The sequence below is a fragment of the Kitasatospora sp. NPDC089797 genome, from assembly GCF_040684795.1.
In the GTDB taxonomy this organism is placed as follows: domain Bacteria; phylum Actinomycetota; class Actinomycetes; order Streptomycetales; family Streptomycetaceae; genus Kitasatospora.
In genome coordinates this window covers 377,591-394,137 of the sequence record NZ_JBFBGS010000001.1, presented here as the reverse complement: position 1 = coordinate 394,137, position 16,547 = coordinate 377,591, and the positions used below count along the sequence as shown (strand labels likewise).

Annotated in this window: 15 protein-coding genes; 7 read left to right on the top strand and 8 right to left on the bottom strand. The window is 73.6% G+C overall.

Going from position 1 to position 16,547, the window contains the following annotated elements:
- Positions 1-39: 39 nt before the first annotated feature.
- Together AB0O91_RS01610 and AB0O91_RS01605 are read right to left on the bottom strand one after the other, a co-directional pair.
- Positions 40-924: a hypothetical protein gene (locus AB0O91_RS01610; RefSeq protein ID WP_363427073.1), complete on the bottom strand. Its 885-nt coding sequence runs from the start codon at positions 922-924 to the stop codon at positions 40-42.
- A 4-nt stretch (positions 925-928) separates the two neighbouring features.
- Positions 929-1,570 carry a papain-like cysteine protease family protein gene (locus AB0O91_RS01605; protein ID WP_363427071.1) on the bottom strand — a complete coding sequence of 214 codons (642 nt, stop codon included), beginning with the start codon at positions 1,568-1,570 and terminating at the stop codon, positions 929-931.
- Between the two features lie 371 nt (positions 1,571-1,941).
- Between AB0O91_RS01605 and AB0O91_RS01600 the strand changes: the two genes are divergently transcribed.
- Both AB0O91_RS01600 and AB0O91_RS01595 read left to right on the top strand, forming a co-directional pair.
- The gene (locus AB0O91_RS01600) at positions 1,942-2,913 is read left to right on the top strand and encodes a hypothetical protein (protein ID WP_363427069.1); all 972 of its coding nucleotides are present in this window, start codon (positions 1,942-1,944) and stop codon (positions 2,911-2,913) included.
- Between the two features lie 286 nt (positions 2,914-3,199).
- On the top strand, positions 3,200-4,408 hold the full coding sequence (locus AB0O91_RS01595; RefSeq protein ID WP_363427067.1) for a cytochrome P450: 1,209 nt from the start codon (positions 3,200-3,202) through the stop codon (positions 4,406-4,408).
- Positions 4,409-4,504: 96 nt separating this feature from the next.
- Here AB0O91_RS01595 and AB0O91_RS01590 read toward each other — a convergent pair whose 3' ends face one another.
- From AB0O91_RS01590 to AB0O91_RS01575, 4 genes are all read right to left on the bottom strand, one after another.
- A complete protein-coding gene (locus AB0O91_RS01590) occupies positions 4,505-4,864 on the bottom strand; it encodes a hypothetical protein (protein ID WP_363427065.1) in 360 nt (119 codons plus the stop codon).
- Positions 4,865-5,203: 339 nt separating this feature from the next.
- Positions 5,204-5,803 carry an anthrone oxygenase family protein gene (locus AB0O91_RS01585; RefSeq protein ID WP_363427063.1) on the bottom strand — a complete coding sequence of 200 codons (600 nt, stop codon included), beginning with the start codon at positions 5,801-5,803 and terminating at the stop codon, positions 5,204-5,206.
- 192 nt (positions 5,804-5,995) lie between these two features.
- Entirely contained in the window at positions 5,996-6,643 is a 648-nt protein-coding gene (locus AB0O91_RS01580) for a hemerythrin domain-containing protein (protein ID WP_363427061.1), read from the bottom strand.
- Between the two features lie 60 nt (positions 6,644-6,703).
- Positions 6,704-7,546 (bottom strand): NmrA family transcriptional regulator, encoded by an 843-nt coding sequence (locus AB0O91_RS01575; protein WP_363427059.1) that lies wholly within the window; start codon positions 7,544-7,546, stop codon positions 6,704-6,706.
- 476 nt (positions 7,547-8,022) lie between these two features.
- Between AB0O91_RS01575 and AB0O91_RS01570 the strand changes: the two genes are divergently transcribed.
- From AB0O91_RS01570 to AB0O91_RS01560, 3 genes are all read left to right on the top strand, one after another.
- On the top strand, positions 8,023-8,436 hold the full coding sequence (locus tag AB0O91_RS01570; protein WP_363427057.1) for a hypothetical protein: 414 nt from the start codon (positions 8,023-8,025) through the stop codon (positions 8,434-8,436).
- A gap of 104 nt (positions 8,437-8,540) precedes the next feature.
- Entirely contained in the window at positions 8,541-8,954 is a 414-nt protein-coding gene (locus AB0O91_RS01565) for a hypothetical protein (protein ID WP_363427055.1), read from the top strand.
- Positions 8,955-9,111: 157 nt separating this feature from the next.
- Positions 9,112-10,572 (top strand): MFS transporter, encoded by a 1,461-nt coding sequence (locus AB0O91_RS01560; RefSeq protein WP_363427087.1) that lies wholly within the window; start codon positions 9,112-9,114, stop codon positions 10,570-10,572.
- A gap of 21 nt (positions 10,573-10,593) precedes the next feature.
- Here the strand turns inward: AB0O91_RS01560 and AB0O91_RS01555 are convergent, their stop codons facing one another.
- On the bottom strand, positions 10,594-11,367 hold the full coding sequence (locus AB0O91_RS01555) for a methyltransferase domain-containing protein (RefSeq protein WP_363427054.1): 774 nt from the start codon (positions 11,365-11,367) through the stop codon (positions 10,594-10,596).
- 56 nt (positions 11,368-11,423) lie between these two features.
- Here AB0O91_RS01555 and AB0O91_RS01550 point away from each other — a divergent pair, with 56 nt between their 5' ends.
- Entirely contained in the window at positions 11,424-12,395 is a 972-nt protein-coding gene (locus tag AB0O91_RS01550; RefSeq protein ID WP_363427053.1) for a winged helix-turn-helix domain-containing protein, read from the top strand.
- A 348-nt stretch (positions 12,396-12,743) separates the two neighbouring features.
- Here AB0O91_RS01550 and AB0O91_RS01545 read toward each other — a convergent pair whose 3' ends face one another.
- On the bottom strand, positions 12,744-14,384 hold the full coding sequence (locus AB0O91_RS01545) for an alpha/beta hydrolase (protein ID WP_363427051.1): 1,641 nt from the start codon (positions 14,382-14,384) through the stop codon (positions 12,744-12,746).
- A 256-nt stretch (positions 14,385-14,640) separates the two neighbouring features.
- On the opposite strand from AB0O91_RS01545, the gene AB0O91_RS01540 reads away from it, so the two are divergent.
- Positions 14,641-16,371, top strand: coding sequence for a serine/threonine-protein kinase (locus tag AB0O91_RS01540; protein ID WP_363427049.1), 1,731 nt, complete (start codon positions 14,641-14,643; stop codon positions 16,369-16,371).
- The last annotated feature ends 176 nt before the right edge of the window (positions 16,372-16,547 follow it).

The window sequence follows — 16,547 nt, the reverse complement described above, 5'->3', positions numbered from 1 at the left end:
CCGTACCCGGAGGTACGGTGCGCGCCGGGCATCGGGGGATCAGCCGGCGGTGCGGGTGGTGGCCCGGCGGCGACGGAGGAGGCCGCCGAGTCCGAGGGCTCCGGTCACCGCGACCAGCGCGGCCAGGAAGCCTGCGGCGCCGAGGCTCACGGAACCGTGAGCCGGGGTGCCGGGGGCGGCGAGCGCCGCCTTGCCGGGGACGGCCACGCCCCAGTCGAGGCCGCCGAGCAGGTGGGCGTTCGCGTAGTCGGTGCCGGGCAGCTTGTCGGCGTAGCGGTCGTGGACGAGTTGCCGGTACTGGTCGAGCGTGATGCCGTCGGCGCCGACCGAATGGACGGCGTCCGGGTTCAGCGGCCTGACGTGGCCGTCGACCAGCGCGTACCAGGCGCGGATCTGCGGCTCCTCGAAGGCCACGGCCTGCGGACCGAGCGCGGCAGCGGCGGCGGCCTGGTCGGTCTCGTCGCTGCCGGAGGCGATGTTGATCTCGACCCAGGCCCGGGAGCCGTGCGGATCGGGGGCGGTCCAGACCGAGGCCTTGCGGCCGTCGGCCGAGCGCGCCTCCGTCGCCGCGAACGCCAGCTTGGCGACCGGGGCCGCGGCCGACGACGAGGACGCCGCCACGAAGTCCGGGTTGAGGTAGTACACCGGCACCGTGGCGCCGACGAGTTGGGGCGCGGCGACCGCCAGTGGCCTCGCGGCGGCGGCCGGCGCGTTGCTGTCGTGGGCGAAGAACCCGCTGAGGGTCTGCGCCACGGGCGCGGTCCTCGCCGCCTGTCCGGCGGCCGCGAGGTCGGCCGCCGACGGGACGCCGGCCACCGGTGCGGCGGGTGCGCCGTCCGCGGCGGCGAGCGGGGCGGTGGCGAGCAGGCCGCCGCCGGCCAGGGCGAGGACGGCGAGCGCGCGGGAGACGCGGGGGATCGTCATGACGTCACGCTCCGATCTGGTAGAGGGAGTCGTTCCAGTTGAACTGGCCGTTGTAGCCGGCGTAGTAGGAGTAGGTACCCAGGTTGTAGCGGTTGCTGGAGGGCCACGGGTCGCCCCAGTAGATCGACTGGCTGCTCTGGTCGTAGCCGTAGATCACCTGGGCGTGCCCGCCCCCGGCGACCCAGGAGATGCCGGTCTCGATCGGCCTGCCCGCGTTGACCTCGCTGACGATGGCGTCGAAGGACAGCGCGCCGGTCTCCTGGCCCGGGGAGACGCCGAGCGAGGAGAGGGCGGTCTGCACCCAGGACAGCTGACCCGGCTGGTTGGGGCACTGGTAGTCGGTGCTCTGGCCGTAGGCGAGGTCGCAGAACGAGTTCTGGCTGGTGCCGTGGCCGAGGAAGGTCGCGATGGTGTTGCCGGAGGCGGCCCAGCACCACTGGTCCTGCTCCTGGGCCTGCATGTCGATGTTGAGTTTGGTGGCTCCGGCGTCGTACGGGGCGGCCGCGGTGGTGGTCGCGGCGTTGCGGGGGGCGTGGCCGGTGGGGTCGGCCGCGGCTGCACCGGCTCCGGTGGTCAGGACGGCGGCCAACGTGCACAGGACCGCCAACCCGGCACGGAGGAACGACCCACGGACGGGTCCGTTCATGGGGGGATCTCCTTCGGGGAGGGAGAGCGCGCGGGATGGTTCCGGGTGCACCCGGAACCATCCGGTTCGCGTGTGGGGGAAGTGCCGCGCGGCCGTCGCGGCGCCTGAACCAGGACTGTGCCGAAGCATAGGCAGCGTGCCCGGGGCCGTCCCAGAGCCGTCGGCGGCCGGTCGGCCGAACTGTGAACAGCTGTGAGGGCTAGGGAGGTTGACGGCGGGGAACACCGCAGACCGCCGCCCTGATCGACGGTCCGCGGATCTGGACGCGGCGGGGGTAAGCGGGTAATTTCACAGCCCGCCACACCCTGTTCCGCTCCGCTCTGCCCCGCGCCGCCGCACGGCCGGCGTTCCCGCAGCCCCAGGGAGGTCCGATGGCCAGTCGTCAGAGGTCGGCAGCCGGCTCCCCCGCCGACAACGGCGCGGTCCTGGCCGCCCTGCGGACCGGTCCCTTCGAGGTCGCCCTGCGCACCGCGATCGAGGCCCGCGGCCTGCCGCTGGAGCGCCTGCGCAGCCACCTGGCGACGAACGGGCTGCGGATCGCCGTGACCACCCTCAGCTACTGGCAGCGCGGGCTGCGCCGGCCCGAACGTCCGGAGTCCTTACAGGTGGTGGCCGCGCTGGAGACGATCCTGGGGCTGCCCGCGCACTCGCTCACCGTCCTGCTCGGGCCGCCCCGCCCCCGCGGAGCGGCCGTACGCGCGCCGCGCGGACCACACCCGTACCCGCACCCGTACCCCGAGATGGTGCACACGCCCGGCGATCTCACCGGACTGCTCGCGGAGCTGAACAGCCCGGCCGCCGGAAAGCTCCAGGTGGTCACCGAGCACACCACCGCGACGCTCGGCCCGCGACGCGAACTGGCCCTCGTCAGCTCGATGGTGGCGGTACGGGCGCGGCAGGACGGAGTCGACCGGGCCCTGCTGATCTACGACTGCGACGAGGGGATGGACGAGAGCGCCGTCGAGGTGCTCGCCGGGGACAGCTGCCGGCTGGGCCGGGTGCGCCGGGACCGGCCGGCCCGGGTGGTGCTCGCGGAACTGCTCTTCGACCGGTCGCTGCACCGCTGCGAGACCCAGGTGTTCTCGTTCGAGATCCGGCCCCACAGCGAGGTGCCGTGTCACCGGCACATCACCGCCTTCCGGCTCCCCGCCGACCAGTACGTGCTGCGCGTCCGCTTCGATCCGGCCGAACTCCCGGTGCAGTGCCAGTGGTTCACCGCTCGCGACTCGGAGGGGCCGGACGACACCACGGTGGACCTCACCCTGGACAGCCACCACCTCGCCCACGTGGTGGCCACCGGGATCGGGCCGGGGGTCGCGGGCATGCGCTGGTCCTGGGTCTAGGGCGTGTCTCTCGGACCACGCCCCGGCGACAAGCACGGCAGCGCTCTCGCGGGGTTGCCAGCGGGTGACCGGCCGTGAAGACTGTGGCGGGATGAGGGTCGAGGGACTCCGCACGGAGAACCACGCACCCCCGCCCGGGCATTGCCGCACCACGGAGCAGCGGGACCGCCCGGCGAGGGCCCGCTGCGGCCCGTCCGCCCCTCCGCCGACGCCGTCCGAGGGCGCTGAACGGCCCTCGGCCCGCTTCCGTCCCGTCACGCTGCCGCTTCGCGTCCCTGGAGGACCGGTGCTCGGAGATCGATCAGGAAACGAGCCGATACTGCTGGAGGAGATATCCCGCCGCTGGCGCCTCCTGCGCGAGGCCGGGCCGGTGCAGTACGACGAGGAGCGGGACCAGTGGCAGGTCTTCGACCACGAGGGCGTCGCCGCGGTCCTGGCCGATCCGGTGACCTTCTCCTCGGAGCTGTCCGCCCTCGCGCCGACCCAGGAGGACTTCGAGACCTTCCGGCAGGGCAACTTCGTCGGCATGGACCCGCCGGAGCACCGGAGCCTCCGCACCCTGGTGAGCCAGGCGTTCACTCCGCGGGTCGTGGCGGGGCTGGAGCCGCGCATCGAGGCCCTGTGCGGACGCCTGCTGGACGACGTCGCGGACCACGACCGGTTCGACCTGGTGGACGCGCTGGCCTACCCGCTGCCGATCATCGTCATCGCGGAACTGCTCGGCGTCCCGCCGGAGGACCACCGGCTCTTCCAGGAGTGGGCCGCCGTCCTGTTCGGCGGCGACCAGCTCGGTGAGGCACCCGACATGGCCGACCTGGCGAAGGCCCTGGAGGCCATCGCCCCGACCGTCCGCGCGATGAACGGGTACGTGCTGGACCACATCCGGCACCGCCGCGCCCACCCGGGGGACGACCTCACCAGCCGGCTGATCGCCGCCGAGGTGGACGGCGTCCGGCTGGCGGACGAGCAGATGGTCGGATTCGTCGCCCTGCTGCTGGTCGCGGGGCACGTCACCACGACCGCGCTGCTGGGCAACGCGGTGGTGGCCTTCGACCGGTCCCCGGGGACGGACGCGGCACTGCGCGCCGACCCCGGCCTGCTGCCCCCGGCCATCGAGGAGGTGCTGCGCTGGCTGCCCCCGTTCCCCGAGCTCGGGCGCCGCGTCACCCGGCCCGTGGTGCTCGGCGGCCGCGAACTGCCCGCGGAGACGATGCTGACGGTGCACCTCGGCAGCGCCAACCGTGATCCGTCCCGCTTCGAGTCGCCCGAGACCTTCGACGTGGCCCGCCGGACGAATCCCCATCTGACCTTCGGCCACGGCATCCACTTCTGCTTTGGCGCGCCGCTGGCCCGGATGGAGGCCCGGATCGCCCTGCGGATGCTGCAGGACCGGTTCCGCTCCCTGGTCGTCCCCCGCTACGAGGACGTCACCTACCAGAACCCGGCCGTGCTCCTCGGAGTGCGCCGGCTGCCGGTCGAGGTCGTCCGGACCTGACCTGAGCTGACCTCACCTGACCGGGCCGTACGTCCACGGCCCGGGGACTGCCGCACCCCTCCCGGCCACGCTGCCGGGAGGGGTGCGGCCGTCTGCTCAGTCGAGCGGCCGGCGCTGTACCAGACTCTGCGGGGGACGGCGCCGCAGTGGCGCCAGTTCGCGCTCCAGCGTCCGGACGTCCCGGGCGATGCGCGCGGCGAGCTCACCCGGCCCGGTCTCGCTCGGCAGCCTGCGCGTCCAGGTGCGGGGCTTGGCCGGACCGTCCTGGACCATGTGGAAGGTGAGGCCCACCACCTCGCCGACGTCGGCCAGGCTCACCAGGATCCGGGTGTCGGAGAGGTCGATGGTGACCTCGTTGCCGATGCACGAGCATGCCACCAGGCCCTGGATGTCCTCCTCCGCCAGGTACCTGGCCAGCGGAACCGCCCTCCCCCGGACCAGAAACGGACGTGCCACCGTACCCACGGGAACCGCCTCCTCTCGCCGTACGCGTGCCACTCCGGCCGGGCGCAAGCGCGCCGCAACAGACCGGGCCCCGCCCATGCTCCACCACCTCACCGTAAACCGCCAACTTGCTGTCTCACCAAGTGAATTGAGCGCATGCATCCTACCAGCGCACCGGCGCACGCCCAGGCGCACCGGGCGGCGCGGACCGCTGGGGACGTACGGCCCCCGGAACGTGCGGAGCGCCCGGAGCATGCGGAGCGCCCCGGGAGACCAGGAGTGCCCCGGGCACGCGAAGGGCCCGCCCGCACGAGGCGGACGGGCACCGGGGAGGCGTGGCAGGCGGTCGGCTCAGCGACCGGAGCGGCTGAACCGGCCGTGCAGGACGAGGGCGCGGGAGAGGGCCAGCAGGCCCGCCGTGCACAGCGCGGTGCGGAACATGTTCGCCGCCACCCACGTCCCCTCGAACTTCGTCCGCACCGCCGCCAGGTCATGGATCTGCGCCACATCACCCGCCGCCGCCAGGTCGTTGTTCAGCGGGATGTTGACGCCCATCGTCACCATCAGCGCCACCAGGTACACCAGGGTCGCCCCCGCCGCCCACAGCGCCGCCTGCCGCCGACCCGCCTTGTGCTGCAGCCAGGCCGCGATCCCCGTCGCCACGAAGGCACCCGTGAACACCAGCCCGAACATACCGTTCTCGATCGACTTGTTGATGTGCTGCATCGCCTCCACGTACGTCCGGTCGTCACCGGCCGCCAGGCCCGGCATCACCGACACGTCGAAGGCGAAGAACAACCCCGCCATCAGCCCCATCGCGATGGTCGCACCCACCAGGACAGGACCGGCGGCCTTGCTGCCGGTCCCGGGCACCGAACTCCCGCGGCCGGTACCGCCGATGGCGGACGGCGTGGAGTAGGACAGCGGAACCGTGCGCTGATCTGAACTCATCGAGGACCCTTTCGATCTCCCGGCCCCGCGGGGTGCGGCACCGACGGACTTCGGAAACACGCGGCACCGACCACCGTGCGGTGGGCCGCGCAACAGAACCGCGACAACCGGAACCACCCTTGGCGTCACGGCACGTTGCGCGCTCGTCGGTGCCGGGCGGACGGAGCGGACCGGGCGCCGGAGGACCGGGCGTCAGAGGACCGGCGCGAGGGTGCGCCGGTAGCGCCGGTCCAGGACCGTCCGCCCGAGCAGCCGCACCGGGGCCGGGATGGTGGCGGAGACCGCCCGCACCGAGGCCTGGTCCGCGCCGTCGAACATCCACGGCTGGAGGTAGGCCATCACCTGGCCGGGCGCGCTGCCGATGATCCGCCGCTCCACCCGCAGGTACTCCTGGACCGGCAGCCCGGCCAGCGCGGGGAAGACCACCGGCTCCTCGTGCCCCAGGTGCTCGCGCACCAGGGACTGGAACGCCCGCGCTGCCTCCGGCAGTTCGGCGCCACGACCGGCTGCCAGCACCCCGGCGACCCGGGCCATCACGCGGTCCAGCGCCTCGTGGTCCTGCTCCAGCACACCGCTGCCGTCGAAGCCGGCCACCCGCTCGCGCAGGTACGGCCAGAGGATCTCGTCCTCGCTGTGGTGGTGCCAGTCGATCACCGCCCGCAGCCGCCCGAACCAGTCGGCCAGCCCGGCCGGCACGCCCGATCCGCCCCGCGCGGCGACGGCGCACAGCCGCGCCGCGTCCCGGCGCATCGCGACGTGCATCAGGCCGAAGCCCCGGATGTGTTCGGGCAGTGCGCCCAGCGACCGCTCGCTCGACCAGACCGTCGTGCCGTCCGACATGACCAGACCTCCAGAGTCCGTTCGGTTACTCGATCACCGCCCGTCGGACGACGGGTCGGTTCAGGTGTTCCACACGCCGGTGGCGGCGGCCGCCCGCGCGTAGTCGGCGAAGTCCCTCGGTTCACGCCCCAGCGCCCGCCGGACGCCGTCCCCCAAGGAGGCGTTCCGGCCGTCCAGGATCACCGCGAACAGCTCCGCGAAGTCCCCCGGCAGTCCCGCCTCCTCCAGTACCGCCCGGTACGCCTCCGAGGACACCGCCTCGAACCGCACCTCGCGCCCGGTCGCCGCCGACAACTCCCGTGCCACGTCCGCGAACGACAGCAGCCGCGGCCCCGTCAGGTCGTACACCTCCCCCGCGTGCCCGGCCTCGGTCAGCGCCGCCACCGCGACGTCCGCGATGTCGTCGACGTCCACGAACGGCTCCACCGCTCCTCCCACCGGCAGGGCCAACTCCCCCGCCAGCACGGGCTCCAGGAAGAACGACTCGCTGAAGTTCTGGTCGAACCAGGCGCACCGCACGACCGTCCACGCGGCCCCCGCCTCCATCACCGCCTTCTCCCCGGCCTCCGCCGCCTCCTCGCCACGCCCGGACAGCAGCACCAACCGCTGCACGCCGCGCCGGGCCGCCAGCCGGGAGAACGCCCCCACCGCCTCCACCGCCCCCGGGAAGGCCAGGTCCGGGTAGTACGTCAGGTACGCCGCGCTGACCCCCTCCAGGGCCGCCTCCCACGTTCCCTCGTCGTGCCAGTCGAACGGCACCGCGGCGGACCGCGACCCCACCCGTACCTGGTAGCCGAGCCCGGTCAGCCGGTCCGCCACCCGCCGGCCCGTCTTGCCGGTCCCGCCCACCACCAGCACCGCACCCGCACCGGTCGGCAGATCCACCACGTGCGTACCAGTCATCACGACCACCTTCGTTCGAAGACTCGGAGGAACCCTGGTACCGGCCTGTCGAGGGCGCAGCGGGCGCCCGGCCGGTCCGACGCGATCCGCGGGCTCCGTCGGTTTCCCGAGCCCGACCGGTTCGTCGTCGTGTCACCCATTCAACGGTCCCCCGGGCCGGAGAACCATGGCCGCCGCACTCACATGCATGCGCGAGCGTCTACTCCGCCCGGCACCACGGCGTCCGCGGTTCTCCGTCACCCACGACAACACACCGTTCGCGGGGTCGAAAGCGCTTTCCAGCGGCCCTCGACCGACCTTCCAGCTCCAGGGCGCCGCCGCGGGGGCCGAGCGTTGCTCGCATGCCGGAGCGACGCTCGCGCATGCTCCCGGCGCTGCTGCCCGGCGGGCGGCCGGGCGACTTGCCGACGCCCGGCCACCGCGCGTAGGTTTGAACCCGTTCAGTTTGAACGTGTTCAACTTTCCGGGGGACCCAGATGACCGTGCGCCTCTTCGCCTTCCGCACCGATCGGCTCTGGCCGATCGCCCTGGTCGCGGCGGTCACCTGGGTGCAGCCCTGGGTCCTGGTGGGCTTCTCCGCGGCCTGGTGGCTGGTCGCGCTGTGGGCCCTCTTCCTGACGCTCGGCGCGGTGCCCCTGGCGATCGCTGATCCACTGCGGTTCCGCCGGACCAGCCTGGTCATCGGCGGCGCGGTGCTCGGCACCCAGGTCGCGCTGGCCGTCCCGTACCTGCTCATCCCGCTGCCGTTCGTGCTCGCCCTGTTCCCGGCCGGCCTCCTCCTGCTGCTGGCCGGCGGGAAGCGCTGCGCCCCGGCCCGCGGGCTCCTCGCGGCCCTGCTGCTGGTCATCCCCGCCACGACCGCCTTCACGACACTCCTCCCGCCCCGCTGACCACGCCGGCTGTCCAGACCCCGCTGACCACGCCCCGCTGACCACTCACCGCGGGGCACTGCCCCACAGCTCCCCACACCTTCACCGCTCCGTCCGGGGGACCCGTGAAAGCGCAACTGCTCGCAGTCCGCACCGACCGCTCGCGGCAGATCGCCGCCCTCGCCGCGACCAGCTGGCTGCCGCCCTGGGTGGTGCCGGCCGACGGGCCCGGCGGCGTGGTCATCGCGCTCTGGTGCCTGCTGCTCGCGCTGACCGTCCTGCCGCTCTGCCGCGCCGGCTTCTGGGCGTTCCGCCGCACCTGCCTGACCGTCGGCGGGGTCCTGCTCGGCCTGGAGCTGCTGGCCGCAGTACCGACCCAGTTGCTCGCCCTGCCGTTCCTCGTCGTCCTCTTCCCCGCCGGCGCCCTGCTCCTGCTCGCGGGACGGATGCGCGGCGGCCCGCTGCGCACCGGCCTCGCCGCCCTCCTCACGGCCGTTCCGTTCGTGGGGGCCGTCGGCCTCTGCTGCCACCCGCACTGACGCCGCCCGGGCGGCGCCCCGGCCGCCAACGGGGCATCATGACGGAGGAGCCGCAGCCGTTCACCGAACGCGACGGCCGCGCGGCAGCCACCCGCCCGGCGAAGGAGGCCCCGTCATGACCGATCCGGCGAAATCGACCTCGTCCGGGCGGCGCGCCATGCCGCCCGGGGTGATCGCCACCGATGTGCCAGCCCGGTTGGACCGGTTGCCGTGGTCACGGTGGCACTGGCGGATCGTGATCGGTCTGGGGACCGTCTGGATCCTGGACGGGCTGGAGGTGACGATCGTCGGCAACATGGCCGGCCGGCTCGCCCAGGACGGCAGCGGCATCTCCATCACCACCGCCCAGGTGACCACGGTGGCGGCCGCCGTCTACGTGGCCGGAGCCTGCGCCGGGGCGCTGTTCTTCGGCTGGCTGACCGACCGGCTCGGCCGCAAGAAGCTGTTCATGCTCACCCTCGCCGTGTACCTGGCCGCCACCGCCGTCACCTCGCTGTCCTGGACGGCCTGGTTCTTCTTCCTCTGCCGCTTCTTCACCGGCTTCGGCATCGGCGGCGAGTACGCGGCGATCAACTCCGCCATCGACGAGCTGATCCCCGCCCGGCTCCGCGGCCGGGTCGACCTGATCATCAACGGCAGCTTCTGGATCGGCGCCGCCGTCGGGGCCTTCGCCTCGATCGCCCTGCTGAACACCGCGCTGTTCGCCACGGACGTCGGCTGGCGGCTCGCCTTCGGGATCGGCGTGGTGCTGGGCCTGGTGATCCTGCTGGTACGCCGACACGTCCCGGAGAGCCCCCGCTGGCTGTTCACCCACGGCCGGGCGCCGGAGGCCGAGGAGGTGGTGGCCGCCGCGGAGCAGGCCGTCGAACGGGAGACCGGGAAGCCCCTGCCCCCCGTCGACGGCGAGCCGATCCTGATCCGCGAACGCGCGCCGCTGGGCTTCGGCACGATCCTGCACACCGTGGTCGCCCGCCACCCCCGCCGCACCACGCTCGGCCTCGCCCTCTTCATCGGCCAGGCCTTCCTCTACAACGCGGTGACCTTCGGCTACGCGACCATCCTGACCACCTACTTCGCGGTGCCCGAGGGCGACACCGGCTACTACTTCGCGGTGATCGCGGTCGGCAACTTCCTCGGCCCGCTGCTGCTCGGCCACCTCTTCGACTCGGTCGGCCGCAAACCGATGATCGCCGGCACCTACATCGGCTCCGGCCTCCTGCTCTTCGCCACCGCCGCACTCTTCCAGCACGGCACGCTCTCCGCCACCACCATGACCGCCTGCTGGACGGCCGTGCTCTTCCTCGCCTCCGCCGGAGCCAGCGCGGCCTACCTGACGGTCAGCGAGATCTTCCCGCTGGAGACCAGGGCCCTGTCCATCGCCTTCTTCTACGCCGTCGGCACGGCGGTCGGCGGCATCAGCGGCCCGCTGCTCTTCAACGGCCTCGTCAGCAGCGGCAAAGTCTCCGACACCACCCTCGCCTTCTGCATCGGCGCCGCCCTGATGACCGCCGCCGGCCTCGTCGAAGCCGCCATCGGCGTGAAGGCCGAACGCCGCAGCCTGGAATCACTCGCCCCGCCGCTGAGCGCCGTCACGTCATCATCACCGGCACGACCCTGAAGCCGGCACCGGACGAAAACCTCAGCATCGGTCTCCCGCGACGAGCAGACGGTAGCCGTAGTCCACGGAGTCCTGCTCCAGCAGGTCCGCGTGGCGGCGCTGCCAGGCTCCGGAGACGAGGTCGGCGCGCAGGCGTGCGATCGCCGGTTCGACCACCGACGGCGGGAGTTGGGCGAACGTCGAGCTGGCCTTCCGGATCGCGGCTTCGAGGTAGCACTCGGGCCGCCGCCAGTAGGCGATCTGGAAGCCGTCGGTGAAGTCGTGCGGAATCCCGAAGGGCAGCACGGTGTGCGCTCCCAGTGCCTCCACCACGGTCGACAGGGGCGTGAACCGGGCGTGTTCGAGCCTGCGGATCTCGGGCAGGTACTCCTCGACCAGCCACAGCTCGGTCCGGTGCCCGGGATCCCAGGTGAAGACGACCTGCCGGCGCGAGACCCGCCGCAGCTCGCCGAGGCCGCGGCGCAGGTCGGGCCAGTGGTGCACCGTCATCACCGCCATCGCGGCGTCGAACGCATGGTCCGCGAACGGGAGTTCCTCCGCGCCGGCCAGGACCTTGCGGCGGCCTGGATGCTGCTCCAGCATCACCCGCGAGGGGTCCACCGCAGTGACCTCCGCATCGGTCGGCTCATAGGAACCGGCACCCGCACCGACGTTGACGACGCTGCGCGCTCCGGCCAGCGCCCGGCGGATCAGCTCGGCCAGTCGCGGGTCGGGACGGCGCACGTCCCGATAGCCGGCACCGATGCGGTCGTACACCGTCGTCGCCGGGGATCGCCCGGCAGCAGAAGCGGTCATGCGCCGGATTCCACCACCGCGGTCACCGGCCGGGCGAGCGATTTAGCATGGGTCAAATGTTGCTGCTCCGGCTCGATGTGGAAGCCCTGGCCTCGGTCCGGTTCGCCTGCTCACCCCTGCAGGAGACCGTCCAGAGCCTGCGGGCCTGGCGCAGTCCCACGCGCTACGCCGTGCACCGCCCGCTCCTGCGGCAGGCGGCCCCGCGGCTCCGGCACCTCGACTGGCCGCTGCTGCAGGCACTGGTCGGCCCGACCCGGCTGATCCCCGACTTCCTCACCCCCCACCCGCACGGGCCGAGCAGCGACATCGACGACGAGTTCACCGCCCTCCGCTCGACACCGGCGGGGCGCGTGACGGACGAACTGCTCCAGGCCGCCGACGGCCGCCCCCTGCACCCGCTGCTGTCGGACGCCCGGGCCGACCCGCTCGGCCTGCTGGGGCGGATCGCCGAGGCCCTGCACAGCTACTGGCTGCTGGTGATCGCCCCGCACTGGCCGCGCATGCACGCCGTGCTGCGGGCCGACGTCCTCCACCGCGCGCGTCGCCTCGCCGACGGCGGCGCGGCCGCCCTGTTCACCGATCTCGACCCGGGCCTCGCGTGGCAGCCCGGCTCCGGCACGCTGGCCGTCGACGCCTTCCCCGCCGAGCAGCACGACCTGGTCGTCGACGGTGACGGCGTGGCGTTCACACCCTCGCTGTTCTGCGACCACGCCGTCACCGTCGTCGACCTCGGCCTGCCGCCCCGGATCTGGTACCCGGCCCGCGGCCTCGCCACGGTCTGGCACACCGCCACGACCGCCCCGCCGGCCGCGCTGGCCGACCTGCTCGGCCGCACCCGCGCCCGGATCCTCGCCCTCCTCACCGAGCCGGTGAGCACGACCGGGCTGGCCCACCGGCTGGACGTCACCCCGGGGACGGTCAGCCAGCACCTCGGAGTCCTGCACCGCGCAGGCCTGGTCACCCGCGCCCGCCACGGGCACCTCGTCCTCTACCTGCGCAGCCCGCTCGGCGACCAGCTCCTGACCTGAGCAAACCTTCTGGCGCCTGGGGAGCCGAAGGACGCGCGCACCCTGACGGCCGCCCGACCCGGCTCAGGGGTTGCGGCTAGTCAATCGCAGGGTGAGCGAACTGATCGACGGGGCCGGGCACGTGTCACCGTCGGCTCGGGAAGCGCTGCGCCCGGGGCCGGGTGACCCCCGGCGGAGGTCACCCGGCCCGCGATCCCGCCGAGGCGACGGCCGAGGATGGCCGGCCATCACAGCCGGACACCACAGCCGGACATCACAGCCCGCCCGCCACCACCGGGCCCGGGGCGGCCGCGCTCGCGCCGACCGACCCACAGGAGGTGCCCTGCCCCCGGCCCTCCGGGACGGGCGTCAGCGCAGCAGCCCGCGCACCGCCTCCGGGTCGGTCGGCGCGAGCGGGCCGGCCGGGGTGGTGGTGAGGGCCCTGGCGGTGGCCGGCGGCGGGGTCACGTAGAGCGGTGCCGGCTCGGCCTCGGGGGCGCAGGTCCTGGCGATCCGGCCCTTGCCCTGGGGCAGGCTGCCGTCGCGCAGGTAGGCGGTGAAGGTGTCGTCCAGGCAGGCGTTGCCGTGGAAGAGGATCTCGTGGAAGCTGCCGCCGTTCTGGACGACCAGCTTGGAGCTCGGCAGCGCGTCGTGCATGGCGAGGCCGCCCTCGTACGGGGTGGCGCCGTCCTCGGTGGACTGGAAGAGCAGCACCGGGGGCAGGTTCTTGCCGGTGATCTTCAGCCGGCCGGCCGGGTTGCCCTGGTAGGGCCAGAACATGCAGGCGGCGTTGTACCACATGTTGTTGTAGGTGTAGAAGGGCGCGACGGCGTTGACCTTCGCCTGGTCCTTCTTCCAGAACTCCCAGTCGCGCGGCCAGGCGTTCTCGGTGCACTGGGCGGCGTTGTAGGCGGGGAAGGCGCCGTCGTCGGGGCCGGGGGCGGCGTACTTGTTGTAGGCGATGTTCAGCGGCCGGGTGTCGTGCTGGGTGAGGTAGCCGGAGAGCACGGTGGCCATCCGGGGCCAGCGCAGGAAGTTGTAGCCGCCGCCGTAGAAGGTGTCCTCGAACTCGGCGGGGCCGATCTTCCCGGGTGCCGGGGCGGCGTCCACCGGGTCCTTGCGCAGCGCCTCCTCGACCTGGTGGTAGGCCTGTTCGACGGCCTTGGCGTCGGTGCCCAGGTGGTAGACGGAGTCCGCCTTGGCGGTCCAGGCGGCGAAGGCGTCGAAGCGGCGCTGGTGTTCCTTGTCCTGGAGGACGTTGTGGTCGTACCAGCTGATGGTCGGGCCGACGATGCTGTCCAGGACCATCCGGCGCACGTGCGAGGGGAAGAGCTGCCCGTAGGTGGAGCCGAGCGTGGTGCCCCAGGAGCCGCCGTAGTAGTTGATCTTCGGTGCACCGAGGGCCCGGCGGATGCTGTCCAGGTCGCGGGCGTTGTCGACGGTGGTCATGTGCGGCAGCAGCCAGGACCAGTCGGCCGCACAGTCGGCGGCGTAGCCGGCCGCCTTCTTCAGCCAGGCCTTCGACGTGCCCTGGTCGGGCTGGTAGTCGGGGCGCTCGGCGTCGAAGTAGTGGGCGTCGCAGACGACATGGGGGTCACTGCCGTTGGTGCCGCGCGGGTCGAAGCCGATCCAGTCGTAGGTGGCGGCGACGTCCTGGGGGATCTGACCGGAGATGTAGGCGGGCATCCAGAGGCCGGAGTCGCCGGGTCCGCCGGGGTTGAGCAGGATCGGGCCCTGCTGCTTGTCCTTGGGGGCGGTGGCGGGCAGCCGGTTGAGCTTGATCCTGATCTTGCGGCCCCGCGGGTCGGCGTAGTCCACCGGCACCTCGAGCATCGCGCACTGGAGCGCCGGGGTCGTGGCGTCGCCGCAGGAGCTCCAGTCCAGCTTCCCCTGGCCGGTGTCGGCGAGGTCGGGGGCGTCGGGTTCGGCGGCGGAGGCGGCGGGGCCGACGAGTCCACCGAGGGTGGCGACGGCTGCGGCGGCCGCGAGGAGGGCCATGGCTTTTCTCATGAGGAGCATGATGTGACATGTGCAATAGCACATCCAGGGGGTCGGCCGGACTTTGCCAAGCTTTGACCGGAGCTCCGGCCACGGCCGACCCGGATCGAGCACCGCCGACCCGGGATCGAGCACCGCCGCCCCGGCGCCTCCCCCGTCGCGGCGCCCGACGGACCGCCAACTCCCCCCTCCCCCGCCGCAACCGGTGCGCCGGGCGGTACCGTCTGGCGAGAGGACGGGGACCGGGCACGACGAGGGGAGCGGCCGGGTGGAGGCACTGGGGGACGGGGACCCGCGGCAGATCGGCGAGTACCGGTTGCTGCGAAGACTCGGTGCGGGCGGCATGGGCCAGGTCTACCTGGGCCGCACGGCGGGTGGGCGCACGGTCGCCGTCAAGACGGTGCACGCCCAGTACGCGGCCGACCGGGAGTTCCGGGTGCGGTTCCGCAACGAGGTGGCGGCGGCCCGCCGGGTGGGCGGCCGCTGGACGGCCCCGGTGCTGGACGCCGACACCGAGGGCCCCCAGCCCTGGGTGGCCACAGGCTACGTCGCCGGGCCCTCGCTGAACACCGCCGTGCGGGACTTCGGCCCGCTGACGGCGGCCGCCGTCCGCTCGCTCGGGGTCGGGCTCGCCGAGGCCCTCCAGGCCGTCCACGCGAGCGGGTTGGTGCACCGGGACGTCAAGCCCTCGAACGTGCTGCTGGCCCTGGACGGCCCCCGGCTGATCGACTTCGGCATCACCCGGGCCCTGGACGCGGCCACCGCGCTCACCCGCTCCGGCTTCGTGGTCGGCTCCCCCGGCTACCTCTCCCCCGAACAGGCCGAGGGGCACGCCGCCGGGCCCGCCTCCGACGTGTTCTCGCTCGGCGCCGTCCTCGCCTACGCGGCCACCGGCCGGGCACCCTTCGGCTCCGGTGTGAGCGCGCCCGTGATGCTCTACCGGGTGATCCACGAACAGCCGGAACTGCACATCCCCGACCCGGAGTTGCACGGGATCGTGGCGGACTGCCTGGCCAAGGACCCGGCCCGCCGCCCCACCCCGGCCCAGCTGCGCGCCCGACTGGCCGCGGACGACCCGACGGCGGGCGCACGGCTGGAGCGCCGGGACTGGCTGCCGCCGGCGGTCGCTGCGGCGCTGGCCGCACTCGCCGTCGAACTGCTCGACCTGGACGGCGAACAGGCCGCCGGACCGGGCCGGTTCGGCCCGCCGCCCGAGCCGTGGACGGCGCCGCCGCCACCGCCGACCGCGCTCGCCACCGTGCCCGGCCCGCACGTTCCGGGCCCGCCGCAGCACGTCCCGGCGCCCTCGCACGTCCCCGCCCAGCCGTACGCCCCCGCCCCGCCGCCGCCCGGCCGACCGCCGGCGCCCACCCTCCCGTACCCGGCCCAGCCGCAGCCCGCCCGCGGCCGGCCCGGCCGTACCGCGCTGCTCATCGCCGTCCCGCTGGCGGCGGCCGTCGCCGCGACGGCCGTGTACCTGGGCCTGCCCGACGACCGGCCCACCGGGCGCTCCGGCGGGGCCCCGGCGGCCGCCACCACGCCGCCGGCCCGACCGGTGGCCACCACCGAGCCGACCACCCCGGCCGCCACCTCCCCGACCGCTCCGGCCGGCGGCGCCGCCACCCCCGGCAGTGCGAGCACCCCCGCCGCCCCCGCCGACGACGGCGCCGTCCCGGCCGCCTTTCTGGGCAGCTGGCAGGGCCAGCTCGCCGGCCAACTGACCGGCCTCAGAGTGGACTTCACGGTCACCTTCAGCCAGGGCCGGGTCGGCACCGCGGTCGCCCGGATCCACAACAACTCCGGCACCGGCACCGCCTACTGCGACGCCGTCGCCGACCTGCTCGCCGCCACCGCCGACCGCGTCGTGCTGCGCACCTCCCCGATCGGCATCACGGCGGGCTGCGTGGCCGACCCGCACGACCAGGTGTACACCCGCACCGCGGACGGCAGCCTGCACCTCACCGTGTCCACCGTCGCGGGCGATCTCCGAAAGAAGTGACGGACCGTCAACTTCACTGACGGTGGCGGGAGCAAAGCCGACGGGCCGACCGCCACACGTCCGCGTCAGCCTGCCCGGAACCAGGCTCGATCCGCGCTAGAGGAATCCGGCCGCCCCCCGCCGCCGCAACTAAGGTGCGACGCGTCCGACCCACCATCCCTCGGAACCATCCCTCG